Annotated in this window: 21 protein-coding genes; 5 read left to right on the forward strand and 16 right to left on the reverse strand. The window is 66.5% G+C overall.

Annotation, left to right across the window (positions count from 1 at the left end):
- The gene (locus ACW9UL_RS12810; RefSeq protein WP_397498633.1) at positions 1-624 is read left to right on the forward strand and encodes a trimeric intracellular cation channel family protein; all 624 of its coding nucleotides are present in this window, start codon (positions 1-3) and stop codon (positions 622-624) included.
- A 2-nt stretch (positions 625-626) separates the two neighbouring features.
- Positions 627-1,010 (forward strand): VOC family protein, encoded by a 384-nt coding sequence (locus ACW9UL_RS12815; protein ID WP_457787244.1) that lies wholly within the window; start codon positions 627-629, stop codon positions 1,008-1,010.
- Positions 1,011-1,040: 30 nt separating this feature from the next.
- Here ACW9UL_RS12815 and ACW9UL_RS12820 read toward each other — a convergent pair whose 3' ends face one another.
- The 16 genes from ACW9UL_RS12820 to tssA all read right to left on the reverse strand — a co-directional run bounded on the left by ACW9UL_RS12820 (position 1,041) and on the right by tssA (position 19,907).
- Positions 1,041-2,282 (reverse strand): TIGR02270 family protein, encoded by a 1,242-nt coding sequence (locus tag ACW9UL_RS12820; RefSeq protein WP_457787245.1) that lies wholly within the window; start codon positions 2,280-2,282, stop codon positions 1,041-1,043.
- Between the two features lie 43 nt (positions 2,283-2,325).
- Positions 2,326-3,222 (reverse strand): WD40/YVTN/BNR-like repeat-containing protein, encoded by an 897-nt coding sequence (locus tag ACW9UL_RS12825; RefSeq protein ID WP_457787246.1) that lies wholly within the window; start codon positions 3,220-3,222, stop codon positions 2,326-2,328.
- Positions 3,223-3,246: 24 nt separating this feature from the next.
- On the reverse strand, positions 3,247-4,332 hold the full coding sequence (locus ACW9UL_RS12830) for an HNH/endonuclease VII fold toxin-2 domain-containing protein (RefSeq protein ID WP_457787247.1): 1,086 nt from the start codon (positions 4,330-4,332) through the stop codon (positions 3,247-3,249).
- The gene (locus tag ACW9UL_RS12835) at positions 4,332-5,372 is read right to left on the reverse strand and encodes a hypothetical protein (protein ID WP_457790950.1); all 1,041 of its coding nucleotides are present in this window, start codon (positions 5,370-5,372) and stop codon (positions 4,332-4,334) included. The genes ACW9UL_RS12830 and ACW9UL_RS12835 overlap by 1 nt, the downstream gene beginning before the upstream one ends.
- Entirely contained in the window at positions 5,369-6,481 is a 1,113-nt protein-coding gene (locus ACW9UL_RS12840) for a DUF2169 family type VI secretion system accessory protein (protein ID WP_457787248.1), read from the reverse strand. The genes ACW9UL_RS12835 and ACW9UL_RS12840 overlap by 4 nt, the downstream gene beginning before the upstream one ends.
- Positions 6,482-6,494: 13 nt before the next feature.
- Positions 6,495-6,929, reverse strand: a complete 435-nt coding sequence (locus ACW9UL_RS12845) for a DUF6484 domain-containing protein (RefSeq protein ID WP_457787249.1) — start codon at positions 6,927-6,929, stop codon at positions 6,495-6,497.
- A gap of 34 nt (positions 6,930-6,963) precedes the next feature.
- Entirely contained in the window at positions 6,964-9,189 is a 2,226-nt protein-coding gene (locus ACW9UL_RS12850) for a type VI secretion system Vgr family protein (RefSeq protein ID WP_457787250.1), read from the reverse strand.
- 29 nt (positions 9,190-9,218) lie between these two features.
- Positions 9,219-11,921: a type VI secretion system ATPase TssH gene (gene tssH, locus ACW9UL_RS12855; RefSeq protein WP_457787251.1), complete on the reverse strand. Its 2,703-nt coding sequence runs from the start codon at positions 11,919-11,921 to the stop codon at positions 9,219-9,221.
- On the reverse strand, positions 11,914-12,951 hold the full coding sequence (gene tssG / locus ACW9UL_RS12860) for a type VI secretion system baseplate subunit TssG (RefSeq protein ID WP_457787252.1): 1,038 nt from the start codon (positions 12,949-12,951) through the stop codon (positions 11,914-11,916). Before tssG ends, tssH begins: the two co-directional genes overlap by 8 nt.
- Complete coding sequence (tssF, locus tag ACW9UL_RS12865) at positions 12,915-14,774, reverse strand: type VI secretion system baseplate subunit TssF (RefSeq protein WP_397487543.1); 1,860 nt, start codon at positions 14,772-14,774, stop codon at positions 12,915-12,917. The genes tssG and tssF overlap by 37 nt, the downstream gene beginning before the upstream one ends.
- Positions 14,771-15,283 carry a type VI secretion system baseplate subunit TssE gene (tssE, locus tag ACW9UL_RS12870; RefSeq protein WP_021443729.1) on the reverse strand — a complete coding sequence of 171 codons (513 nt, stop codon included), beginning with the start codon at positions 15,281-15,283 and terminating at the stop codon, positions 14,771-14,773. Before tssE ends, tssF begins: the two co-directional genes overlap by 4 nt.
- Before the next feature lie 2 nt (positions 15,284-15,285).
- On the reverse strand, positions 15,286-16,071 hold the full coding sequence (locus ACW9UL_RS12875; protein ID WP_021443730.1) for a type VI secretion system accessory protein TagJ: 786 nt from the start codon (positions 16,069-16,071) through the stop codon (positions 15,286-15,288).
- Positions 16,072-16,233: 162 nt separating this feature from the next.
- Positions 16,234-16,722, reverse strand: a complete 489-nt coding sequence (locus ACW9UL_RS12880) for an Hcp family type VI secretion system effector (protein ID WP_031303038.1) — start codon at positions 16,720-16,722, stop codon at positions 16,234-16,236.
- A 77-nt stretch (positions 16,723-16,799) separates the two neighbouring features.
- Complete coding sequence (gene tssC, locus ACW9UL_RS12885; protein WP_021443732.1) at positions 16,800-18,296, reverse strand: type VI secretion system contractile sheath large subunit; 1,497 nt, start codon at positions 18,294-18,296, stop codon at positions 16,800-16,802.
- A 16-nt stretch (positions 18,297-18,312) separates the two neighbouring features.
- A complete protein-coding gene (tssB, locus tag ACW9UL_RS12890) occupies positions 18,313-18,828 on the reverse strand; it encodes a type VI secretion system contractile sheath small subunit (protein ID WP_003245007.1) in 516 nt (171 codons plus the stop codon).
- 56 nt (positions 18,829-18,884) lie between these two features.
- Positions 18,885-19,907 (reverse strand): type VI secretion system protein TssA, encoded by a 1,023-nt coding sequence (gene tssA, locus ACW9UL_RS12895; RefSeq protein ID WP_457787253.1) that lies wholly within the window; start codon positions 19,905-19,907, stop codon positions 18,885-18,887.
- A gap of 375 nt (positions 19,908-20,282) precedes the next feature.
- On the opposite strand from tssA, the gene tagH reads away from it, so the two are divergent.
- From tagH to tssK, 3 genes are all read left to right on the forward strand, one after another.
- Complete coding sequence (gene tagH, locus ACW9UL_RS12900) at positions 20,283-21,707, forward strand: type VI secretion system-associated FHA domain protein TagH (RefSeq protein WP_457787254.1); 1,425 nt, start codon at positions 20,283-20,285, stop codon at positions 21,705-21,707.
- A 68-nt stretch (positions 21,708-21,775) separates the two neighbouring features.
- Entirely contained in the window at positions 21,776-22,243 is a 468-nt protein-coding gene (tssJ, locus tag ACW9UL_RS12905; RefSeq protein ID WP_122107895.1) for a type VI secretion system lipoprotein TssJ, read from the forward strand.
- Positions 22,244-22,263: 20 nt separating this feature from the next.
- The gene (gene tssK / locus ACW9UL_RS12910) at positions 22,264-23,598 is read left to right on the forward strand and encodes a type VI secretion system baseplate subunit TssK (protein WP_457787255.1); all 1,335 of its coding nucleotides are present in this window, start codon (positions 22,264-22,266) and stop codon (positions 23,596-23,598) included.
- Position 23,599 lies beyond the last annotated feature (1 nt).

The raw sequence follows: 23,599 nt of genomic DNA on the forward strand, positions 1-23,599 counted from the left end.
ATGCAGGAGCTGTTCTACTTCGCCGACCTGTTCGGCGTGGCGGTGTTCGCCATCACCGGCGCGCTGATGGCCGGGCGCAAATCCATGGACCTGTTCGGCGTGCTGGTCATGGCCATCGTCACCGCCCTGGGCGGTGGCACCCTGCGTGACCTGATTCTGGACAATCACCCGGTCAGCTGGATACGCGACGACACCTATATCCTGGTGGCGTCGCTGGCGGCGCTGGGCACGGTGGTCTGGGTGCGCATGACCCGACCGATCCATGAGAAGGGCCTGCTGATCGCCGACGCCTTCGGCCTGGCGGTGTTCACCGTGTACGGCACCGAACTGGCCCTGCAGCACGGCACGCCGGTCAGCACCGCGGTGATCATGGGGGTGATGACCGGCGTGGTCGGCGGGGTGATCCGCGACGTGCTGTGCAACGAGATCCCGCTGATCTTTCAGAAGGAAATCTACGCCACCGCCTGCATCGCCGGCGCGCTGACCTTTATCGGCCTGCGCGCGCTGGACACGCCGCACTGGCTGGATACCAGCGCGGCCATGCTGGTGGTGCTGGGCGCGCGCCTGGCGGCGATCCACTGGCACCTGGGGCTGCCGCGTTTTCATCTGCTGGACAGGCATTGAACATGATCGAGCGACTGGATCACCTGGTGCTGACCGTGGTCGATATCGACGCCACCGTCGCCTTTTACGAACGGGTGCTGGGCATGCGCCACGAGCGCTTCGGCGCCGGGCGCAGTGCGCTGGTCTTCGGTCAACAGAAATTCAACCTGCACCAGGCCGGCCGCGAGTTCGAGCCAAAGGCCGCCAGGCCGACGCCGGGTGCCATCGACCTGTGTCTGATCAGCACCTGGCCGCTGGAGCGCATCCTCAGTCATCTGGCAGCGCAGGGCGTCGAGGTGGAGGAGGGGCCGGTGGCGCGCACTGGCGCCATCGGTCCCATCGAGTCGGTGTACTTCCGCGACCCGGACGGCAATCTGATCGAAGTCAGCCGTTATCCGGCCGCCTAGGCTGCACCGCCAGGAGCGGTTCTCCCACTTTCATGTCTTGAGCAAGGCCCGCTGCCGCCAGGCGGGCGCGGCGACCGGGAACAACGCCTCGGTCGGGCGAAAACGCGCCAGGCCATAGGCCGCGACCCTGCGTTGGCGCTGCTGTGCAGTGGATAGGGCCAGGCGATAGCCCTGCTCGCTTATCGGTTGGCCAAGGAAATAGCCCTGGCCATTCTGGTACGTGCCTTTCTCCCCTTGCCACCAGGCCTCGACCAACGCCGGATCGGGCCAGGGCAGGTTCTCGTCCTCGTCCATGGCCACGTTGGCATCCGCCGGATCGTCGTTGGGGCCGGCGTCGTGCTCGGGGGTGTCGCGCAGCTCCAGATCGAGCAACGCCAGGTCTGCTCCAGTGATGAGGCTGAAGGCCTCACCGGCGACCCGGGCCTGCGGCACCTCCTGCATCTGCTGGATCAGCCAGGGCAGGCTTAACGGATCGCCCAGCAGGCCGATCGCCTGGATGACCATGCGGCGCTGCTGCGCTTGCGGCATCAACTGACGAATCCAGGCGACGCTGGTTTCTCTGGGCTGCCAGGCCAGTAGCACCGGCAAGGCGCGCTGCTGCAGCGGGCCCGGTTGTTCGGCGAACTGGCGCAGCGGCAGCAGCGCCTCCTCGTCGCCCATCTGCACCGTGGCCCAGTTGGCCCAGAAGCGCGCGTTTTCGTCGGCATGCAGGCGATGGGCACGGATCGCCGGCAGCAGATCGCGCCGGCGCAACTCGCCGGCGGTGCGCGCGGCCTGGGCGACGACTGCTGCGTCGGCATGCGCCAGCCCGGCGATCAGCGCCGGCCCCGGATCGCGGCGGTGCATGCCGCAGGCGGCCAGGCCGATCTGACGAAACAGTGCCTCGGGCGAGCCAAGCAGCTTGTCCACCCAAGGCTCGACTCGGGCCCAATCCAGCCAGCCCAGGGCCGCGGCCATAAAACGTGCGCTGTCGGGGGCGGCGCGCACATGCTCGGCCAGCCGGGCCATGGCGGCGGTATTGGCGGTCTCGAAGGCCAGCACCGTGGCCGCGAAGACTTCTCCCTGGGCGTTGGGATCGAGCTGCTGCAGCAGGGTTTCTAGAGCGACCGGGCCGGCGATACGTAGGCCGTCCAGATGGGCCTCGATACGGTTGTCCAGGGTGCTCAGATGGTTGAGGTCGTAGTGGGGCTCGTGGACGGCGATGCTGCGCAGCAGGCCGAGGAATGCGGCTTCTTCGCTGTGTTGGTCGAGCATGCTGGTGATCGGTGGCATCAGTGTTGTTCCATGCAGGTGGAGAGCGTGACTGCACTCACGGCTACACGATCCGACTCCACTGCTGGCCATCGAAGGACATCAGGTCGAACTCTCCGTTCGACCACATCACCCCCTCGCCGGCGCTCAACTGGTAGCAGGACTTCGGTTGATCCTCACCGAAGTTCACCGGTTGCAGTTGCACGCCATCCAAACGGTAGACATTCGACATGGTGGAGACGTAGAGGTGATCCATGAACCATTCCAAATCCCAGATATCGTTGCTGGTCTCTGCATGATCGATGACGCTCCATTGATCATGCCGCCCCTGTAGCAATACACCATGATGACCGGCCGCATACACCATGCCGTTGGGAGCGCACTTGACCGAAGTAAGAGTGACCGAGGTGGGTGATTCGCAGGGATGCCATCCATGTCCATCATATGACCAGATTGCGCCCTCGCGACCGACCGCATAAAGCTCCGTTTCGGAAAAGCCATGGATGGCCTGGGCATTGAACGTATCCGGCAGGCCATCATCGATGCGTGTCCAGGTCTTGGGGCCGTCGAAGCGATACACCATACCTCGCAGACCAACGGCAAAAGCCCGGCCGGCAATAGCTGCAACGGCACGTATGCCCCCGGTTCTCGGTTTCTGGGGAGCGGGCTTGCTGTCGTCGAAGATATCGCCCGAGCTGGTTCCGCTGGCCATGATCGCCGAGTAATAACCAGGCCCGGATACATCGATGAGACCAGGTCCCGGTTGCGAGACGATAGCCAGCGAATGAGCGTTGTAGTTGGCCTCGGTACGGATGAACTCACCATCCTTAAATTTCAGGATGATCGCATGGGGAATATCCTGGGCCTCTCTCTGTGGATCAGCCGCGTAGATGTAGCCCGCACCGGGAATGCGAGCGATCGCCGTGCGAATGATCAGGCCATCCAATGGTTTTGCAGGCATCTGGCACTCCTTGGTAGCAGGGAACTATGGGAAGGTTGTCGGGTTTGATGGCTCAGGCACATGGCCGGCTGTGGAAGGGCGTATCTTGTCATTCGGCCCAATACCCATCTGTTGGTGGCCTGCTCTTACTTGGCTTTTGGTGCATTCTTCATCGCACTGGCTACCGCCTTTCTTGGAGGCTTTGGCACCAACAGCCTCAGCGTCGGCGACATCCCAACGTGCGCTGGGATCGATTGTCTTGCCTGTCACATGGGGAGCCACCTTGGCGTGCGTCACCGTCAGCAGGTTGGTCTCCTCATGAATATCACCATGGGTACCGGTTGAGTGGCTGTGCCCATCCTCGCAGATACAAGGCGCCTTGTCGGGGTCGTACTTGTTATCGCCATTTGCATCCAGCAATAGCGCTTTGCCCCCCTTGCCGCGTTCTTTGAACTGAGACTTGGGCACGATATGGTGCGGTGTCTTGCCGTCACAGCAATTTGACGGGCTGTAAGGCGTCAGTACACAGGCCATTGCTTCCTTGCATTTGGGGTCTTTGCAAATCGCCTCGGAAGCTCCCGCTCTATTTACTGCTCCTGTGGAGTATGTATTGGCTTTGACATGGCGTTGGCAGTCGTTATCGGCCAGACCCTTGGTGACTGTGTGACAGGGATCGGAAGGATTGGCGGCTGCGGCAACCGCATCGATATAGGGCCAAAGCGGCGTATTGCCTGGCATCGACGCATGGTTATGGGTGGTCATATCCAGGTTCCTGACCACATTCTCTCCCTCGAACTTCACATCCATCGACCAGGAGGTGAAGTACACCTTGCCCTTGTTCTTGCTGGTGATCACCCCTTTCTTCGGCGCGCAGCCGGCCTCGTCGCCGTAGCTGGTCTTGAAGTAGCTCTTGTTCTTGAGCATCACTTCCTTGCCGGTGATCTTCACCGTGCGGGTGCCGTTGGTGGTGTCCTTGGCCATGCCGGTGTTGGGGTAGGGGATGGGCACCCCGGGCGGGGTGGCCGGGGTCTGCGGCGGGGTGAAGCAGACGTCCGGAAAGCAGGCCACGGCCTTGCCGTCGGCCGACTTGCACGACACTTCCATGTTGTTGGCGTAGACCTGGTTGCCCATCAGGCGGCCCTCACCGGTTGGTAGCTGAGCAGGGCGGCGGCGCGTTGGCCGGCGTCGTTGCCCAGGTGGCATAGGATGTTCGGCCCATCACCGTAAGCCTTGCGGCTGGCGGCCAGGGCCACGGCGAGCATGGCCGGACCGATGGCGGCGCCGACTTCGCCGATGCAGTCGGCCGGGTGCCAGATATGGAAGAACTCCTTGCGCACGCGCAGGCTGCGGCTCAGGGCCAGCGAGGCTTCCTTGAAGTAGTACTGCTCGCCGGACAGGTCGGTGACGCGGTAGTCCATCTGCTCCAGACCGCAGCCTACCTCGGCCAAGGCGGCGCGGATGGCCTGGGTCAGGCCCTCGGCGCGCAGGGGGATGTCTTCGCTTTCCACCGTCGCCGGCTCCATGCCGAAGCCCAGGCCGAGGCAAGCCAGTTGCGGCTCCTCGCTGGCGACCGGAGCGCCGATCACCACGGCGGCGGCACCTTCACCCGGGATAAAGCCGTTGGAGTTCTGGCTGGTCAGCAGACGTTCGCGCTCCTCGAAGGCGGCCAGGGTCGGCGCGCTGAGGAAGGAATCGACACCGGCGATCAGCACGTGGCGATGGCCGCCCTGGTAGATCAGCTTGCGCGCATTGAGCAGGGCCACGGCGCCGCTGACACGGCCACGAGCGATGACATTGGAGCTGGGATGAAAGGCCAGGCCCAGCTCCCGCTCGATATCGTGCAGCAATTCGATGTCCAGGCCCTCCAGCCGCCCTGGGCGTTCCCGTTCGGCGACGCCGAGCAGCAGCGGGGTTTGCGCCGGATCGACGCCGGGGGCACTCTGCAGGGCTTCGGCGATGGCGCGGGCGGCCATCTTGATCAGCTTGGCGCGGCCTCGCCAGGGCTGTTCCAGCGGCACGCTGGCGGCGATCAGCCATTCGCCGCCACGGTCGATAAAGCGGGTTTCCTGGAAGTTGTCGATGGCGCAGCGAATCGCCGCGCAGCTGGCCGGGGCACTGAGGCCGACCGCGCTGACCATGCCGGAGCCGAGAATGCACAGGGCGTTCATCAGTCGGCCTCCGTCGCCTGGTGTCTGGACTTGACCAGGCTGCCGAGGCCGGCGTGGTAATCCTTGCCCAGCTCGCGGGCACGCCACCAGGCGCGCGACATGCTGCCCACCAGCACCTGGGCGATCTCGAACATGTTGCGTTTGAGCGGTCGACTGGTGCGCCAGGTCAGCTGCACCTGGCGCGCCTCGGTGTCGATCAGCAGGGTGTCGATCACGGCATGCACCGTCTCATGGCCGCCCTTGTTGAGAAAGAAGGTTACCGGCACGGACATCTGCGGAATGCGAAAGCCCGCGCGTTCCTGCGCCGTGAGGTTGAGCAGCAGCACCTCCTCGCCGCCCTTGAGGTAATCGGTCTGCTGATCGGCCGGCGCGGCCTGGAAGTAGCGGTTGTCGAAATCGGCCGGCAGGAAGGGAAAGCAGTCCGCCAACCAGGCCTCGTCGTAGGTGCCGGCAAAGGCGGCGCGCTGCGGCCAGTGACGGCCGATGGGCCCCAGCGCCATGGGGCGGAAGTCGCCATGCGGGCTGTCGACCGGCTTGCCCAGCTCCTCGGTGCAGGGCATCGGCATGCCGAGCATGTCGGCACTGTCCGTGCCACGCGGATACCAGCCGATGCCGGCCGGGTTATCCGGGTAGGCCTGTTGTTGCTCGGGGTTGCCCTTGAGCGGATGGGCGCCGCCAAAGGCCTGGGCGTAGGAAATCGTCTGTTCGAGAAAAGGCTGCGGTAGCCCGGGCGCGACGCCGAGCAGCCCTGGCTGCCAGTGCCTGGGGCCGAGTACCGAGAAGGCCTTGCCGACCCGGCCGACGCGGATGCCGGCGGTGATCTGGGTCGCCGGCTTGCCGCCCGGCGCATGGGCCTTGCCCTGTACCAGCACGTCGCAGAAGGGTTTGACCGGGGCGAAGTCCATTTCCTGCAGCGGTGCGCTGAGGCCCGGCTCGCCGTGAAAGGTATCGGCCATCAGCAGCGGCTGCTGGGTGTCGAGCAGGCGCGCCTCGCGGCCGTCCAGCGGCAGGTCGAAGGTGCCCTTGGCGATCACTACCAGCGATTCGCGCCCGTCGGGCGCCAGGCCCTGGGTGAAGGCCGCCATCAGTCGGGTGGCATTGAGCAGTTGCATGGGCCTGCGCCTTCTAGTTGATCTGCACCGAGCCGCCCTTGATGCGGTTGACCCCGCTGGAGCGGCTGGAGAGGTAGGCGCCCTGGATGATCACCTTACCGGCGCGGGTCATGGTGATGCTGGCCTTGCCGCAGCGCAGCACGATTTCCCGTTCGGCGCGCAGCTCCAGGCGTTCGTCGTCCAGCTGCACCTGGGGCGTCGCCGGCGCGCCGAGCAGGCGGCCGATCAGCAGCGGGCGACTCGGGTCGCCGTTCTCGAACATCAGCGCGACCTGGGCGCCGATATCCGCGGCGGCCAGCGGCGCCATGCTGCGAGCGCTTACGCCCTGGGCATCGGCGCAACCGGGAAAGCTCACCCGCGGCACGCCGTCCTCGGACAGGGCGAGCAGGGTGCCGATCATCACGCCGTCGAGGCGCGCCTGGCTGGGCAGGCAGTATTGAACCGTCATAGCTGGGCTCCTGGCCGTGGGTAGAACCGGCCTGCTAGTTCTGCAGAATCTTCTGCCCCTTGACCACCACGTTCTTGCTGGCCTTGACGTTGATCGCGCCGGAGCCGTCGATGGTGATGTCCTTGCCGCGGATGGTGATGGTGCCGTCCTTCTTCATGGTGATGCTGGCCGAGCCGGTGGTCAGGGTGATGGAGTCGCCGGCGGTCAGCGAGAAGTTCTTGCCGACGCTCAGGCTGTCGTCCTTGCCGATGCTGCTGTCGCGGCTCTGGCCGACGCTGCGCGACTCGTTCTTGCCGATGCTGGTGCTCTGGTTGCTGCCGATGCTGATTTCTTCGTTGCTGCCGACGCTCTCGGTGCGGTTGCTGCCGATAGTGATGTTCTCGTTGCTGCCGACGTTTTCGGTGCGGTTGTTGCCGATGGTGATGCTCTCGTCGCTGCCGACGTTCTCGGTGCGGTTGCTGCCGATGGTGATGCTCTCGTTGCTGCCGACGTTCTCGGTGCGGTTGGCGCCGATGGTGATGTCTTCGTTGCTGCCGACGCTTTCGGTGCGGTTGACGCCGATGGTGATGGATTCGTTGTTGCCGACCTTCTCGATACGGTCGACGCCGATGGTGATGGTCTCGATGTTGTCCACCGTCTCGGTGCGGTCGTGTTTGACGTGCACGGTTTCGTCGTTGTCGATGGTCTTGGTGCGATCGTGGCCGACCCAGTGGGTCTCGTCGTTCTCGACCTCGATGTCCTGGTTCTTTTCCGCGTGGATGAACAGCTGTTCCTCGCCCTTCTTGTCCTCCATGCGGATCTCGTTGAAGTTGGCCGGCGTGCCTTCCTTGCTCGAACGGCTCTTGACCCCGCTCTGGGTGGCGTTGGCCGGCAGGTCGTAGGGCACCGTCTGCTCGGCGTTGTAGACGCGGCCGGTGATGATCGGCCGGTCCGGGTCGCCTTCGAGGAAGCTGACGATCACCTCCTGGCCGATGCGCGGCAGCTGGATCGCGCCCCAGTTCTTGCCGGCCCAGGCCTGCGACACGCGCATCCAGCAGGAGCTGTTCTCGTCGGACTGGTCGTGGCGATCCCAGTAGAAGTGCACTTTGACCCGGCCGTACTGGTCGGTCCAGATCTCCTCGCCGCTGGGCCCGACCACCATGGCGGTCTGCGGCCCACGGACGATGGGCAGCGGCGTCAACGGCAGCGGGCGGAAGGCCTGGCTGGCGTCCATGCAGTCCAGCTCGCTGGTGAACTGCTCGCTGCTGTCGCCGAAGCCGGTTTCGTAGGGCTCCTGGTGGATGCGGTAGCGTGCGCCCACCACCAGGTATTCGCGGTTCTGGTCGGCGCGCTCGTAGCCGCTGAGCTTGAACAGGTGCCCCGAGCCCAGGCCGCGGGCGCGGCCACGCAGCTGCACGCGCTCGAAGCGGGTATGGATGGCCTCGATGCGGGTGCGCGCATAATGCTCGCCGTCTTTGCTCTGCACGTACTCGCCGGGGTAGTCGAACAGCGGGTATTCGGCGTTGCTGTGGCTGCGCGACACGCTGGAGCGCACCTCCAGGCTGGCGCTGGGGCGCTGGAAATCGTAGTCGGTCAGCGCCAGGGCGCCGGGCTGCACCTCGCGCGCCAGTTGCCAGTCGTAGAAATGATCGCGCTCGCGCATCTGCTGCTCGGGCGGGAAGAAGGGCACCGAGGCGTAGCCCTCCACCGTCGAATGGGCGCCGTAGGCATCGGCCAGCACCAGCACGTGGCGCGCCTTTTCGTGGCGGAAGTAGTAGTAGATGCCTTCCTGCTCCATCAGCCGGCTGACGAAGTCGAAGCTGGTTTCGCGGTACTGCACGCAGTATTCCCACTCGCGGTAGCTGCCGCTGAGGCTGTCCTCGAAGTCGGAGAACCCCAGGTCGCGGAACACCTGCTTGATGATGTCCGGCACCGTCTTGTTCTGGAAGATGCGGCAGTCCGAGGTGCGGCTGAGCAGCCACAGCCAGGGCCGCAGGGTCACCTGGTAGCCGGCGTACTGGCCGGTGCCGACGGTCTGCCGGCAGGCGCAGACGATGCCGTGGAAGTAGCGCTCGCCGGCGTCGTGCAGCTCCAGCGCCAGGCCCATGGGTTTACCCAGCAGCTGGTCGAACTTGACCGAGGCGTCCTCAGAGGTCAGCTCCAGCTGGTACTGGAAGGGCCGTCCGAGTTCCTCGCTGCCTTCCAGGCTCTGCAGCAGCAGGACATTGGCGCCCAGCGGGCCGTTGACCTGCACCAGGCGCTGGGATTGGGTCAGTGCCATCTACGTTCTCCCTTGGCGATCACGGCCTGCTAGTCGAAGCGGTAGCTGAACTGGCCATTTTCGGCGCCGATATGCACACCGGCCAGCGGCTTGCCCTCCAGCAGGCGGCCGAGAAACTCGCGCGACAGGTCCGGCAGCAGGCTGTTGGTGAGGATGGCGTCGATCTGCCGGCCACCGCTCTCGGCCTCGGTGCAGCGCGACACCACCAGGTCGAGCACGCTCTGCTCGTAGTCGAACGGCACCTTGTGCGTGGCCTCCACACGCTTCTTGATGCGGTCCAGCTGCAGCCGGCTGATGCTCTCGAGCATCTTGTCGCTCAGCGGGTAGTAGGGGATGGTCACCAGGCGGCCGAGCAGGGCCGGGGGGAACACCTTGAGCAGCGGCTCGCGCAGCGACTTGGCGATGGCCTCGGGGTCCGGCATCAGCTCGGGGTCGCTGCACAGGCCGGCGATCATCTCGGTACCGGCGTTGGTGGTGAGCAGGATCAGGCAGTTCTTGAAATCGATCATGCGGCCTTCGCCGTCTTCCATCACGCCCTTGTCGAACACCTGGAAGAAGATTTCGTGCACGTCCGGGTGGGCCTTTTCCACCTCGTCCAGAAGCACCACGCTGTAGGGCTTGCGCCGCACGGCCTCGGTCAGCACGCCGCCTTCGCCGTAGCCGACGTAGCCGGGCGGGGCGCCCTTCAAGGTGGAGACGGTGTGCGCCTCCTGGAACTCGCTCATGTTGATGGTGATGACGTTCTGCTCGCCGCCGTACATGGCCTCGGCCAGGGCCAGGGCGGTTTCGGTCTTGCCCACCCCGGAGGTGCCGGCGAGAAGGAAAACGCCGATCGGCTTGCTCGGGTTGTCCAGCCCGGCGCGCGAGGTCTGGATGCGCTTGGCGATCATGCTCAGGGCGTGGTCCTGGCCGATGATGCGTTTTTTCAGGTGCTCGTCGAGGCGCAGCACGGTGTCGATCTCGTTGCGCGCCATGCGCCCGACCGGGATGCCGGTCCAGTCGGCGACCACCGAGGCCACCGCCTGGTAATCGACGGTGGGCAGGATCAGTGGCGTTTCACCCTGCAGCGCGCTGAGGCGGCCCTGCAGATCCGCCAGTTTGCCGTGCAGCGCCTGGCGTTCGTCGTCGCTCAGCTGCGGGCTCGGCGGCTGCGCCTGGGCAGCGCCGGTGGTGTCGACCGCTTCGGCGGCGGCGCGCAGGCTGGCGCGGGTCGCCAGCAGCTCGTCGACCAGGGCCTTTTCCTCGCTCCAGCGGCTTTCCAGGGCGGCCAGGCGCTCGCGCTCCTCGGCCAGGGCGCCTTGCACGTCGCTCTGGCGGCTGCCGATGGCGATGCCGATGGCCTGTTCGCGGGCGATGATGGCCAGCTCGGTTTCCAACGCCTCGATCCGCCGGCGGCTGTCGTCCACCTCGGCCGGCACCGCGTGCAGGCTGATGGCGACGCGGGCGCAGGCGGTATCCAGCAGGCTCACCGACTTGTCCGGCAGTTGGCGCGCCGGGATATAGCGGTGCGACAGCTTGACCGCGGCCTCCAGCGCTTCGTCGAGAATCTGCACCTTGTGGTGCTGCTCCATGGTCGAGGCCACGCCGCGCATCATCAGGATCGCCTTGTGCTCGGACGGCTCGTCCACCTGCACCACCTGGAAGCGCCGGGTCAGCGCCGGGTCTTTCTCGATGTGCTTCTTGTACTCGGCCCAGGTGGTGGCCGCCACGGTACGCAGGGTACCGCGCGCCAGCGCCGGCTTGAGCAGGTTGGCGGCATCGCCGGTGCCGGCCGCGCCGCCGGCACCGACCAGGGTATGGGCCTCGTCGATGAACAGGATGATCGGCTTGGGCGAGCTCTGCACGTCCTCGATCACCTGGCGCAGGCGCTGCTCGAACTCGCCCTTCATGCTCGCCCCGGCCTGCAGCAGGCCGACGTCGAGGGCGCGCAGCTCGACGTCCTTGAGGCTCGGCGGCACGTCACCGGCGACGATGCGCAGGGCGAAGCCCTCGACCACCGCGGTCTTGCCGACGCCGGCCTCGCCGGTGAGGATCGGGTTGTTCTGCCGGCGGCGCATGAGGATGTCCACCAGCTGGCGGATCTCCTCGTCGCGCCCGACTATGGGGTCGAGCTTGCCGCTGCGCGCCTGCTCGGTGAGGTCGACGGTGAAGCGCTTGAGCGCCTCCTGCTTGCCCATGGCGCTGGGAGCCATGGCGCCGCTGGCTTCGCCCGGCGCGCCGGCGGCGTTGAAGCCGTCGCTGGCGCCGAGGCCGTTCTCCGGCGAGTTGCCGACATACTCGTCGAAGCGCTCGATCAGGCTCTCCACCTTGATCTTGTCGAACTCGCGGGAAATCGCCGTCAGCGCATGGCGCAGGCTCGGCGTCTTGAGGATGCCGACGATCAGGTAGGCGGTGCGCACCTGGCTCTCGCCGAACATCAGGCTGCCGTAGACCCAGCCGCGCTCGACCGCTTCCTCGACGTGGGAGGACAGGTCGGTGATCGAGGTGGAACCGCGCGGCAGGCGATCCAGCGCCTCGGTGATGTCCTTGGCCAGACGCGCCGGGTCGAGGCTGAACTGGCGCACCAGCTGGTGCAGGTCGGAGTCCTGCAGCTGGAGGATCTGGTGCAGCCAGTGCACCAGTTCGACGTAGGGGTTGCCGCGCAGCTTGCAGAACACCGTGGCGGCTTCGATGGCCTTGTAGGCCAGGCTGTTCAACTTGCCGAACAGCGCGGCGCGGCTGATCTCACTCATGTTCGCAGCTCCTCGAATCGGGGATGGATTGGCTGGCGTAGTCGCGTACCAGCGAGAGGTCGTCGGGGTCGTGCAACGGGGTGCCGAGCCAGGTGTTGAAGCCGAGCTGGGTGCCGCCGTCGAGGTCGATGCGCGGCACCTCCTGGCAGCGCAGCACCAGGTTGACCTCCCAGTCCAGCTCGTCGCCCTGGTGCTCGGCGACCCAGGCGGCCAGCTCGGCGAAGTTCTCCTGGCCCGGCAGCAGGCGCTGGTACTGCTCGAGGCTCAGCGGGCCGAGGCGGATGCGGAACTTGTGCTGGCGATCCCATACGTGGGTGCCCAGGCACAGGTCGCTGCCGAGGGTGCAGGCGGCCGCGCCGACCTGGCTGTACTGCGGCAGCTGCAGCCACTGGCCGACGTATTCCTCGATGCGCACCGGCACCTCGAAATAGGCTTCGAGGATGCTGCGCAGGCCGTCCGGGTAGCGGGTCTGCGCGGCCAGGTGGCCGCTGAAGTGCAGGCTCGCCGAATCGGCCAGCGGGCCTTGTCCGAGCAGGCTGGGCATGCCGCGGCCGGACAGGGCGGCCAGGCGCATCGACCAGTAGTCGTCGTCCGGCCGGTCGTGGCTGACGGTGGGCCGCGCCTCGGCCCAGGCGCGGTAGAACAGGGTCAGCAGGCGATGGTGGAAGACGTCGAGAAAGCGCTTGAAGGTGGCGTCGCCATTGTTGCGCTGGCGCTCGCGGGCGTACTCGGTCAGGTGCAGCGGCAGCGGCCCGTTGGGGCCGGTGAGGCCGAAGAAGAACTGTTCGATACGCGGCACTTGGCCTTGGTGCACGCTGGCCAGGGTCGCCGGGGCGAAGCTGCAGTCGGGCTGCTGGCCCAGGCGCAGCGGATCGTCGGCCAGGCGCACGGAACGGCCGATGCGCGGCTGCGCCACGGCCGCGCATTCGATACGGCGCAGCGCCTGGAAGAAGTCGTAGCTCCAGGGCGCGGCGGCCATCTCGGCGGCGCCGCTCAGATGTTCGGGCGGCGACCCGGTTGTGCCTGCCATCGCATGACCTCTCCGCGCTCGGTGGTGCGCAATACTGTTTCGGTAAAACTGTTGATCGACACGTAACGGGCGAGAAAGCGCTCGAACACCGCGCCGAGCAGGTACACGCCGGTGCCGCGAAAGGCGTTCTCGTCGAATTCCAGGCTGATCTCCAGGCCGCGGCCGAACACGATCGGCCCGGGCATCGGCAGGCGCCGCGTGCAGGGGCTGCTGCGCACCTCGCGCAGGCCTTCGATCTGCAACTGCAGCGCCGAATCGGCCGGATCGCCGTACAGGCGCAGCAACTCGCGCAGGGCCGCGGCGCCCTGGCCGCGTTCGCTGAGCGACAGGTAGTTGAGCGACAGCTGGCTGATCAGTCGCCAGGCGCTGGCATCGTGGGCGCGGCTGGCGCGCGGCCGGCTCGGCCCGGCCAGGCAGCGCACCGCCTGCACCGGCGCGCTGTCTTCGAGGGTGAAGTCGCTCTTGCCGGTGCCGATCGGCATCAGCAGCGGCAGGTCGCGGTTGGTGCACAGCGCGCCGATGCCCAGTTGGCGAAGGTCGTGGCGGTAGGGCGCCTGGTTGACGTCGACCAGGGAGACGAAGGTCTCGCTGCCGACGTAGGTGGAGCGCGGCCCGCGCCGGCGCGCCTGGCTGGACAACCGGCGCGGCTCGCGGCGCACCACGTAATAGGCCTGCTCGCGGCCGTAACGGGCCGGATCGCGAATGGCGTAGAAGGGCTGAAACGGCTGCTCGGGGCCGCTGCCGTGGCCGCTGACCTGGGTCAGCGAGTGGATCTCGAAGTCCAGCGGGCGGGTGCGGTCGGCGATCACCTGGTGTTCGTGCACGCGGTCGCTGAGGTGGATGCGGTCGGCGCGGCGCGGGAACAGGTTGACCGCCGGGGTGCAGAAGGGCACGAACTGGGCGGCCGACACCGCGCCTTCCAGGCTGCTGTCCAGGCGAGTGAACAGCACCACCAGTTCCAGCTCCTGGGCGTTGCAGCGCGCCACGCCGCGCGCAAGGCCGGCGAACTCGACGAACAGGAAGCGATTGGGCAGGGCGAAATACTCCTGCAGCAGGCGGTAGCCCTGGAAGGCGCGCGGCACCACCGGCAGCACCGCGTCCGCGTCGTCGAAGCCGCGTGCCTGGATGCAGCTCAGCGGCAGGCGTTCGGCCCATTCGCCATCGACGCTCTTGATAAACAAGGCGCAGGCGTTGCCCAGCAGTTGCTCGTAGAGGCGGAACGGCTGCTCGTCGGCGCCGCCGAGAAACAACGGCAGGCTGTCCAGCGCCAGGGCCTTGAACGGCATGCCGGCGCCGCATTTGAGACGGATGCGCAGGCCGGCCTTGGCTCGCGGTTCGGCCGCGGCAAGGCGGCCGAGGGCGGTGGCCGGGTTGCCGAAATACTCGGCACGGCTGACCTCCAGCGGCCACAGGGTGACGTCGTGGCAGGTGCGATACTCGCAGGCGGTCTGCTCCTCGTGGCCGAGCTGGCCACGCAGCGCTGCGCCGCGTTCGACGCGAAAACCACTGGCCAGCGAGCCCTCGTCGGGATCGGCGCACAGTTGCACCACGGCCACCGAGGGCGTCGGCGCCAGGTAGTGCGGGTAGGCGATTTCCAGCAGGTTATGGGTGAAGGTGGGGTACTCGGCGTCCAGTTTCAGGTGCACGCGCGCGGTGAGGTAGGCGAAGCCCTCCAGCAGGCGCTCGACATAGGGGTCGGCGCAGTCGATGCCGGACAGGGTCAGGCGGCTGGCGATCTTGGGGAACTCGGCGGCGAACTCGGCGGCGCTCTCGCGGATGTGCTGCAGCTCCTGGTTGTAGTAGTCGAGCAGGCGCGGGTTCATGCGCGCCTCCTGCCGTCGACCGGGGCGACCTTGATATGCCCGGTCTCCAGGTCCAGATCGGTGGACAGCAGCAGGCGCAGCGGCACCGGTTCGGCCCACAGGTCGGCCTCGATCTCGAAGCTCAGCGCGTTGTGGTTCATCTCGTCGCTTGCCAGCTGCGCGCGCACCCGTAGCGAGCCCTGGAGCAGGCGTGGCTCGTAGGTTTCGATGATCTCGGCAAGCAGGGTCTCGACCAGTTGTACGTCGATGCTCGAGGCGGTGTGGCCGGACAGCGGCGGCAGGCCGAAATTGATCACCGAGGTGCCGGCCGGCATCTGTGCCGCGGTTTCCGGGCCGAACAACGCGGTGGTGTTGAGCAGCCAGGCCAGGTCGCGCAGCACCGAGGCCTTGAGCTGGTTGAGATTCATCACCCGGCGCTCGGCGCTTTCCTTGGGGTTGCTCGGCTCGTCGTCGGTGAGACGATCGAGCAGCGAAGGCTGCAGTCGCTCCTGCAGGGTCAGCTCGGCCATGCTCAGGCGTCCCCGGCGGCGAAGCGCAGGCTGCGCAGGTCGAACAGCGCGGTTTCGCCCCGGTCGGTGGCGAACAGGCGCTGGCCGATGGGCAAACCGTTGTCCTGCCAGTCGACTTTGCGCGCCAGGCGCGCGGCGTCGTCACCGAGTTCGACGGTGTCCGGGTAGCGGCTGGGAATCAGCGCCACGGTGGTGCCGCCGTTGCGTAGGGTCAGCTCGGCCGGCATCCACACCAGGTCGCGCAGGTCGCTGGGCGCCTCGCAGCTTAGGCTGGCGAGGTTCTCCATCGGCAGCCAGACGTAGCGGCCGTTGACGATCAGCTCCAGCACCGGGCCGAGCCGCGGATCGGCGTCGGCGCACCAGGCGAAGGGTTCGTCGTTGAGTTCGCCGGCGATGGCCGGGGCGGCGTCGAAGGCCTGCTCGCGCAGCTGCGCTGCAGCTTCGGCATGACCTTCGGCATCCAGCTTGAGGGCCTGGATCAGCGGCGCCAGCCAGTCCGCCGGCTGGCCCAGCAGCACCGGCGTCAGCCGCCCGGCGAAGACTTCGCCGCGCAGCGCCTCGCATTCCAGGGCCGAGCGGTAGGTCTGCACCATGGCCAGGGCGCCGGCATCCAGCTCGCCGGCGACCTTGAGCTGGTTCTGCGCGCGGCCCCACTGGCCGAGCACGGCCAGCAGTTGAAAGAGGAAGACGCGCAGGGCGGGGTTGGACGGCTGGCTGCGCACTTGATCCTGCAGGGCGCCCAGGGCCTCGTTCAGCTGACCGGCACGCACAAGTTCATCGGCATTCATCGCTGCGTCCTTCCGTTCATGTGCCGCGCAGCAGTGGCGCTGCGGGCCGCGGGTGTCCTGGCCTTTGGTGGCGATACCAGACGTACGCGCCGAGCGCCTGCGCTGGTGCCATGGCCGACGAAACGAGCGCCCGGCGCCGCAGCGGCGCCGGGCGGTCATGCCTCAGATCTTGACGTTTTCGCGGATGTTCCAGCCGTACTTGATAGGGCCGCCGTCCTTGCTGCCGTCCTGTTTCTGCGGTTGATAGTCGACCTGAACCTGGCCGAAGTTGAGGGTGACGTTCTCGGTCAGGCGATCCTCGCCGCCACTGCCGCCGGTGCTGATGGACGACACCAGCACTTCCTTGAGGGTGATGATCAGGTACTCCACCGGATCCTCGCCGCCGGCTTTGCGGATGGTCAGCTTGGCCTCGGGGTAATGCTTGCCGCTGGAGCAGGCCATCATCAGGTTGGGCGAGGACTTGTCGATCCACTTGGTCAACGAGATGTCCTGGATACTGACCTTGCCGGCGCCGCCGCCACCGCCCACGTGCATGCTGCCGGACTGGGACATGCCCCAGCTCCAGGCCAGTACGTCGATTTCCTTGGCGTGGGTCTTGTCGGCGGATTCTCCGTCCACATCGCCGATCTTGATAAACATATCAACAGCCATCATGCCTCCTTGGTGGCTCGCGCCACGCTACGTGGTGCGGTATCCGCCGCCGTGGCGGATACCAATGTGAGGGTGGATCAGGCGCCTTTGGCCGAGGGCAGCTTGGAGACCAGGCGCAGGGACACCGTCAGGCCTTCCAGCTGGTAGTGCGGGCGCAGGAAGAACTTCGAGTTGTAGTAGCCGGGGTTGCCCTCGACTTCCTCGACCACCACCTCGGCGGCGGCCAGTGGGTGCTGGGCCTTGGTGGTTTCAGTGGAGTGCGCCGGGTCGCCGTCGACGTAGTTGAGAATCCAGTTCTGCAGCCAGCGCTGCATGTCGTCCTTCTCTTTGAACGAGCCGATCTTGTCGCGCACGATGCATTTGAGGTAATGGGCGAAACGGCAGGTGGCGAACAGGTAGGGCAGGCGCGCCGCCAGGTTGGCGTTGGCGGTGGCGTCGGGGTCGTCGTACTCGGCCGGCTTCTGCAGCGACTGGGCGCCGATGAAGGCCGCCAGGTCGGTGTTCTTCTTGTGCAGCAGGGGCATGAAACCGTTCTTCGCCAGCTCGGCCTCGCGGCGGTCGGAAATGGCGATCTCGGTCGGGCACTTCATGTCTACGCCGCCGTCGTCGGTGGGGAAGGTGTGCGCCGGCAGGTTCGGCACCTCGCCGCCGGACTCCACGCCGCGAATGCGCGAGCACCAGCCGTAGAGCTTGAACGAGCGGTTGATGTTGACCGCCATGGCGTAGGCCGAGTTGGCCCAGGTGTACTTGCTACTGTCGGCGCCGGCGGTGTCCTCCTCGAAGGCGAAGGCATCCACCGGGTCGGTCTTGGCGCCATAGGGCAGGCGGGCGAGGAAGCGCGGCATGGTCAGGCCGATGTAGCGCGCATCCTCGGACTCGCGCAGCGAGCGCCAGGCGGCGTACTCGGGGGTGGTGAAGATCTTGGTCAGGTCGCGCGGGTTGGACAGCTCCTGCCAGGAGCCCATGCCCATGACGGTGGGCGATGCCGCGGCAATGAACGGCGAATGCATGGCTGCGCAGACCTTGGACAGCTCGCCGAGCAGCTCGACGTCCGGCGGCGACTGGTCGAAGTAGTAGTCGCCGACCAGGCAGCCGTAGGGCTCGCCGCCGAACTGGCCGTACTCTTCCTCGTACATCTTCTTGAAGATCGGGCTCTGGTCCCAGGCGGTGCCCTTGAACTTCTTCAGGGTCTTGTGCAGCTCCCCCTTGGAGATGCTCATCACGCGGATCTTCAGCTGCTCGTCGGTCTCGGTGTTGTTGACCAGGTAGCTCAGGCCGCGCCAGGCGCTTTCCAGCTGCTGGAAGTCCTGGTGGTGCATGATCAGGTTGATCTGCTCGGTGAGCTTGGCGTCGATGGCGGCGATGATCGACTCGATGGACTTGATCGCATCGTTGGAGATCAGGTCGGTCTTTTCCAGCGCATGTTCGGCCAGGGTGCGCACCGCGGTTTCCACCGCCTCGCGGGCGCGCTCGGTCTTGGGTTTGAATTCCTGCAGCAGCAGCGACGCGAAGTCGCTGGTCTCTTCGGTAGCAGTCCCGCCCTGGGCCTGCTGTTCGGTCATCGGTTCGGCCATGGTCTGCGTCCTCTAATCAGCTTTGCGGCTCGGAGTCGGTCGGTTTCGGCGCGCTGGCCAATGCCTGCAGCAGGGCCGGGTCCTTGATCGCCTTCATGATCATTTCCTCGGCGCCGGTCTTGCCGTCCATGTAGGTCAGCAGGTTGGCCAGCTGGGTGCGGGCTTCGAGCAATTGGTTGAGCGCGTCGACCTTGCGCGCCACGGCGGCGGGGCTGAAGTCGTCCATGCTCTCGAAGGTGATGTCGAGGCTGAGGTTGCCCTCGCCGGTCAGGGTGTTGGGCACGTTGAAGGCCACCCGGGGTTTCATCGCCTTGAGCCGGGAGTCGAAGTTGTCCACGTCGATCTCGAGGAACTTGCGGTCGGCCACCGCCGGCAGCGGTTCGGCGGGTTTGCCGGCGAGGTCGGCCATCACCCCCATGACGAAGGGCAACTGGACTTTCTTTTCCGCGCCGTAGAGCTCCACGTCGTACTCGATCTGCACCCGTGGAGCTCGGTTGCGAGCGATGAATTTCTGGCTGCTGGGGTTGGCCATCTTGTTCCTCCTGCGCTGCGTATGCGGCTATGGGCTGTGAATGAGGTGACCCGACGCTATTCGCCGTCGGGCCCCCTGAGCTTTTCGAACTGGGAGAAGCCGTCGGGGATCAGGTTGCGCACTATGGTGGCGAAGTCGGCACTGACCAGCGTCTTGGCCCGGCTCAGCAGCACCGGCACCGGGCTGGAGGGCTCGTGCCGGGCGTAGTAGGCGAGGATGCGGTCGAGGGTCTTGAGCACGTCGTCGCGATTGCCGATCTCGCCGCTGATGCGCGGTGCGGCGGGCGCGCCCGCTGTTGCCGCGCTGGCGCCCTCTGCGACGGGAGCCGTCTCGGCCACCTCTGCCGCGGTCGCGGCAGGCGCCTGTTCGGCGACTATCTGCACGGCATGCCGCAGCAGCTGCTTGATGGTGCCCAGATCGGCGCCGCGGTCCGAGCCGACGCGCTCGTTGACCTCCCGTTCTATCCCCTGCAGCGCCGCCTGGGCGGCGCCGACCGCGGCGCGGCAGGCCTCGACCTGCTCGGCATCGCTGTCGCGAAAGGCCGCCGCGACCTGTTCCAGGCCCAGGCTTTCGCTGGCGAAGCGCTGCAAGCCGCTGGCATTGAGCGCGGCACGCAAGGTCACGGTACCGAAGGCGCGCGAGCGGATCAGCGGCATTTCCCACAACAGCCGCACCACCGGTTCGGCGCCGATGCCGGCCAGGGCGTTGATACGGAAGGTGGGGTCGTTGTCGTCCTCGACGTCGAGCATCGGGTAGAGACTGTCCCAGTACTGCTGCAGCAGCGCCTGGATCAGCTGCAGCGTCTGGGCCAGGCCGGGCAGGCCATCGAGGGCGATGCTGCTTTGCAGGTAATAGTTGGCGATGCGCAGATCCTTGCTGCGCGCGAACAGCTCGACGCACAGATCGCGCACCTGGCGCCATTCCGGCGGCTCGGCGGGCAATACCGAATCGCCCATCTGGCGCTCGGGTTGGCCCTGGGCGACGCGCTCGAGTTCGAGGAACGCCGAGTCGTATTCGAGATCGGCGCCACTCGGGGAGTCGGGGGATACCGCGGTCAACAGCTGCTGTACGTCCACCACAATGGGTGATCTCCATATCCAACCTGCTGCGGGCAGGCATACCGTCAGAGCGAACGTTGGACTTCAATCCACATCCTGTGGATTACGTTCTATTCGGAGCGGGGCATGGCCACTCCTATCGAGTTGTTAGAGCAAGTCTTGGCGTTGTTTTAGGCTTGTCAAGAAATTGGCCAGGCGCCTGGACGAACTGTCGAGCGGATTAAGATAGGCGAGCCGAAATTCTTTATTTAGTGTCTTTCGCTATATCGCTAATTACAAAAAAGCAGATTCAAAGTGTTACTCCTGAACAACACTGGTCAACTTTGTGATGCCTATACTCAGGGCACCGGTTGGGGACTCATGCGGTCGATGAGCGAAGTTTTGTAAGGAGTTTGAATGCCGCTGCGTTTGACCATCACCAGTTATCACAAGCTGACGCCCGGGCAGCGTGCGGACATGGAGCTCGACCGCGGCGAGCTGCGCATCGGGCGCAACCCGGAGAACGACTGGGTATTGCCCGACCCGGAGCGCCTGGTATCGGGCCAGCACTGCGTGATCCAGTTCCGCGACGGCACCTATTACCTGACCGACACCAGCACCAACGGCGTGCAACTGGTCAACGCCGGGGTGCGCCTGCACCGCGGCAATAGCGAGCCGCTGCGGGACGGCGAGCTGGTGCGCCTGGGCGAGTACGACATCCTGGTACAGATTACCGGCGCCGACATATCGTCGCCGGGGCTGCCCGCCGCCAGCGATCCCTTCACCGGCTTCGATGCGCTGATGAACCGTCAAGGCGCCGGCGCGCCGAGCATGCCCGCGCCGCCGCCCGCCGCCCCGGCGCAGATGCAGGCGGGCGGCTCGCCGCTGGACACCAAGCCCGACCTGTTCGACTTCCTCGCCACACCGGCGGTACCGCCGCCGAGCGCGCCCGATCATATTCCCGCCGAACGCCACGATTTCCGCCCGCCGCAGGCGCAGGTGTCCGCACCGCCGGTCGAGGCCAGCCCGGCAGCGGCGCATGCGATTCCGGCGGACTGGGATCCCTTCGCCGAACTGGGCATCGCCGCGGCGACGCCGCAGGCCCCGCCCGCCGCACCGTCGGCGCCGCCAGCGGTGCCGGCTGCCCAGCCTGTGCCAGTGGCCGCGCCGCTGCCGGCCGCCCCAACGGCGCCCGTCGCCGCGCCCGTTCCGCCCGCTGTCGGCACGCCGCAGCCTGGCGCGGCGGCGCCTACCGACGACGCCCTGGAAGCCTTTCTGCGCGGCGCCGGGGTGGCGCAGCTGCGCATCGAACGGGGCGAGGCGCTGGCGCAGATGGAAGCCATCGGCCGCAGCTACCGGCAGATGGTCGAAGGCCTGGTGGACGTGCTGCGCGCCCGCGCCAGTCTCAAGGGCGAGTTCCGCATGGCGCAGACCATGATTCAGCCGGTGGAAAACAACCCGCTGAAATTCGCGCCGAACGTCGAGGAGGCGTTGCTGCTGTTGCTGCGGTCCGGCAACCAGGCCTTCATGCCGGCCGACCAGGCCATCGCGGAAAGTTTCGATGACCTGCGCGCGCACCAACTGGCGGTCATGGCGGGGGTACAGGCGGCCATCAAACATCTGTTGAAGCGCTTCGAGCCGGCCACTCTGGAGGCGCGTCTGAACAAACCTTCGGGTATTGGCGGATTATTGTCGGGGGGGCGCCAAGCCAAGTACTGGGAACTGTTCACCGAAACCTATGCCGCCATATCCCGGGAAGCGGAGGACGACTTCCAGGACCTGTTCGGCCGCGAGTTCAGTCGCGCCTATGAAGAGCACAGCGCCAAACTGCGTAGAACTTAGTGTTTGTTATGGAGCGGCGGGCTGTTAATTCTGAATTGAAATAATAAAACTTCTAGAGGACGCCAAAGATGCCAAGGATATTGTGGGGAGTGCTGGCCCTGTTGCTGACCGCCTGCGCATCGGAGCCGCCACCGCCTGCGCCCACCGTGGTGCGTCTGCAGATCCAGGCCTCGGCCGACCTCAATCCTGCGCCGGGCGGGCAGCCGGCACCGGTGCGGGTACGCCTGTACGAACTGAAGAGCGGGGCGGTGTTCAGCCGGGCCGACTACTTCTCCCTGGTCGAGTCGGCCAACGCCACCTTGAGCAGCGATCTGGTGGCCCAGGACGAGTTGCTGATCCAGCCCGGCGAACAACTGATCCTCGACCGCACCCTGGACGAACAGAGCCGTCTGCTCGGTCTGGTGGTCGCCTTCCGCGACCTGGACGACTCGGTGTGGCGGCAGCTGGTCAACATCCCGCCGCACCAGACCAGCGTGCTCAACGTCAGCCTCAGCGCGCGCGCGGTCAGCGCCGTGCCCGCGCCGCCGACCAAATAAACCACTCGGGAGATTCGCTCATGTCCTGGAATAACCGAGTGGTGTGGTCCGAGGGGATGTTCCTGCGCCCGCAACACCTGCAACAGCATGACCGTTATCTGGAGACCCTGGTCGACAGCCGCTGCCGGCCGATGTTCGCCGGCGGCTGGGGGTTCTCCGAACTGCAGCTGGACACGGCGCTGCTGACCCAGGGCAAGCTGGCCATTCTCGGCGCCCGCGGCGTGCTGCCCGACGGCACGCCGTTCGACATTCCCGGCGACGACGTGGCGCCGACGCCGCTGATCGTCGACCCGCAGATGCGCGACCAGCTGATCTACCTCGGCCTGCCGCTCAAGCGCGCCGGCACCCGCGACACCGTGGAGGAGGGCGAAGCCCTTGGCGGCGCTCGCTACGTCAGCCAGGTGCGCGAGGTGCGCGACGACAACGCGCCGTTCGAGAGCCGCGCGCCGCTGGCCATCGGCGGCAAGGCACTGCGCCTGCTCACCGAGCGCGACGGCCTCGGCGAGTACGCCTGCATCGGCGTGGTGCGGGTGGTGGAAAAACGCGCCGACAATGCCTTGCTGCTCGACGAGAACTACATCCCGCCATTGCTGGACGTCGCCGCCTCGCCGCCGCTGGCGGCCTTTCGCAGCGAACTGCAGGGCCTGCTGCATCAGCGTGGCGAGGCGCTGGCGGGCAGGGTGGTGGCCTCCGGCGCCGGCGGCGCCTCGGAGATCGCCGACTTTCTGCTGCTGCAGCTGGTCAACCGCGCTGAGCCGCTGATCAGTCACCTGGCCCGGCTCAGCCCGCTGCACCCGGAGGCCTTCTACCGCGAGGGGGTGGCGCTGGCCGGCGAATTCGCCACCTTTTCCAGTAGCGGCCGGCGCCCGGCCGAGTACCCGGCCTACGAGCACGACGACCTGGCGGCCAGTTTCGCCCCGGTGATCCGCGAGCTGCGCCAGGCACTGTCGATGGTCATCGACAGCCGCGCCACGCCGATCCCGATAGTCGAGAAATCCTACGGCGTGCACGTGGCCATGCTGGCCGACAAGAACCTGCTGCAGGGCGCCAGCTTCGTCCTGGTGGTGCGCGCCGACGTGCCGGCGGAAAACCTGCGCAGCCTGTTCCCGCAGCAGGCCAAGGTCGGCTCGGTGGAACACATCCGCGACCTGGTCAACCTGCAGCTGCCGGGCATCGCCTTGCTGCCGATGCCGGTGGCGCCACGGCAGATTCCCTATCACGCCGGCTCCAGCTACTTCGAGCTGGATCGCGGCAGCGACCATTGGAAGCAGTTGGCCAACTCGGGGGGCTTCGCCTTCCATATCGCCGGCCAGTTCCCCGGTTTGAACCTGGCCTTCTGGGCCATCCGAGGATAGT

This window comes from Pseudomonas sp. PL-6 (genome assembly GCF_054110165.1).

Bases quoted from the DNA above. Each gene is read 5' to 3' on its own strand.
- ACW9UL_RS12830 (WP_457787247.1), bottom strand. From the start codon at position 4,332: ATGGGCAACCAGGTCTACGCCAACAACATGGAAGTGTCGTGCAAGTCG.
- ACW9UL_RS12880 (WP_031303038.1), bottom strand. From the start codon at position 16,722: ATGGCTGTTGATATGTTTATCAAGATCGGCGATGTGGACGGAGAATCC.
- ACW9UL_RS12815 (WP_457787244.1), top strand. From the start codon at position 627: ATGATCGAGCGACTGGATCACCTGGTGCTGACCGTGGTCGATATCGAC.
- tssK (WP_457787255.1), top strand. From the start codon at position 22,264: ATGTCCTGGAATAACCGAGTGGTGTGGTCCGAGGGGATGTTCCTGCGC.
- ACW9UL_RS12825 (WP_457787246.1), bottom strand. From the start codon at position 3,222: ATGCCTGCAAAACCATTGGATGGCCTGATCATTCGCACGGCGATCGCT.
- ACW9UL_RS12845 (WP_457787249.1), bottom strand. From the start codon at position 6,929: ATGACGGTTCAATACTGCCTGCCCAGCCAGGCGCGCCTCGACGGCGTG.
- tssE (WP_021443729.1), bottom strand. From the start codon at position 15,283: ATGGCCGAGCTGACCCTGCAGGAGCGACTGCAGCCTTCGCTGCTCGAT.
- ACW9UL_RS12850 (WP_457787250.1), bottom strand. From the start codon at position 9,189: ATGGCACTGACCCAATCCCAGCGCCTGGTGCAGGTCAACGGCCCGCTG.
- tssC (WP_021443732.1), bottom strand. From the start codon at position 18,296: ATGGCCGAACCGATGACCGAACAGCAGGCCCAGGGCGGGACTGCTACC.
- tssF (WP_397487543.1), bottom strand. From the start codon at position 14,774: ATGAACCCGCGCCTGCTCGACTACTACAACCAGGAGCTGCAGCACATC.
- ACW9UL_RS12820 (WP_457787245.1), bottom strand. From the start codon at position 2,282: ATGCCACCGATCACCAGCATGCTCGACCAACACAGCGAAGAAGCCGCA.
- tssG (WP_457787252.1), bottom strand. From the start codon at position 12,951: ATGGCAGGCACAACCGGGTCGCCGCCCGAACATCTGAGCGGCGCCGCC.
- ACW9UL_RS12840 (WP_457787248.1), bottom strand. From the start codon at position 6,481: ATGCAACTGCTCAATGCCACCCGACTGATGGCGGCCTTCACCCAGGGC.
- tagH (WP_457787254.1), top strand. From the start codon at position 20,283: ATGCCGCTGCGTTTGACCATCACCAGTTATCACAAGCTGACGCCCGGG.
- tssH (WP_457787251.1), bottom strand. From the start codon at position 11,921: ATGAGTGAGATCAGCCGCGCCGCGCTGTTCGGCAAGTTGAACAGCCTG.
- ACW9UL_RS12810 (WP_397498633.1), top strand. From the start codon at position 1: ATGCAGGAGCTGTTCTACTTCGCCGACCTGTTCGGCGTGGCGGTGTTC.
- tssB (WP_003245007.1), bottom strand. From the start codon at position 18,828: ATGGCCAACCCCAGCAGCCAGAAATTCATCGCTCGCAACCGAGCTCCA.
- ACW9UL_RS12875 (WP_021443730.1), bottom strand. From the start codon at position 16,071: ATGAATGCCGATGAACTTGTGCGTGCCGGTCAGCTGAACGAGGCCCTG.
- tssJ (WP_122107895.1), top strand. From the start codon at position 21,776: ATGCCAAGGATATTGTGGGGAGTGCTGGCCCTGTTGCTGACCGCCTGC.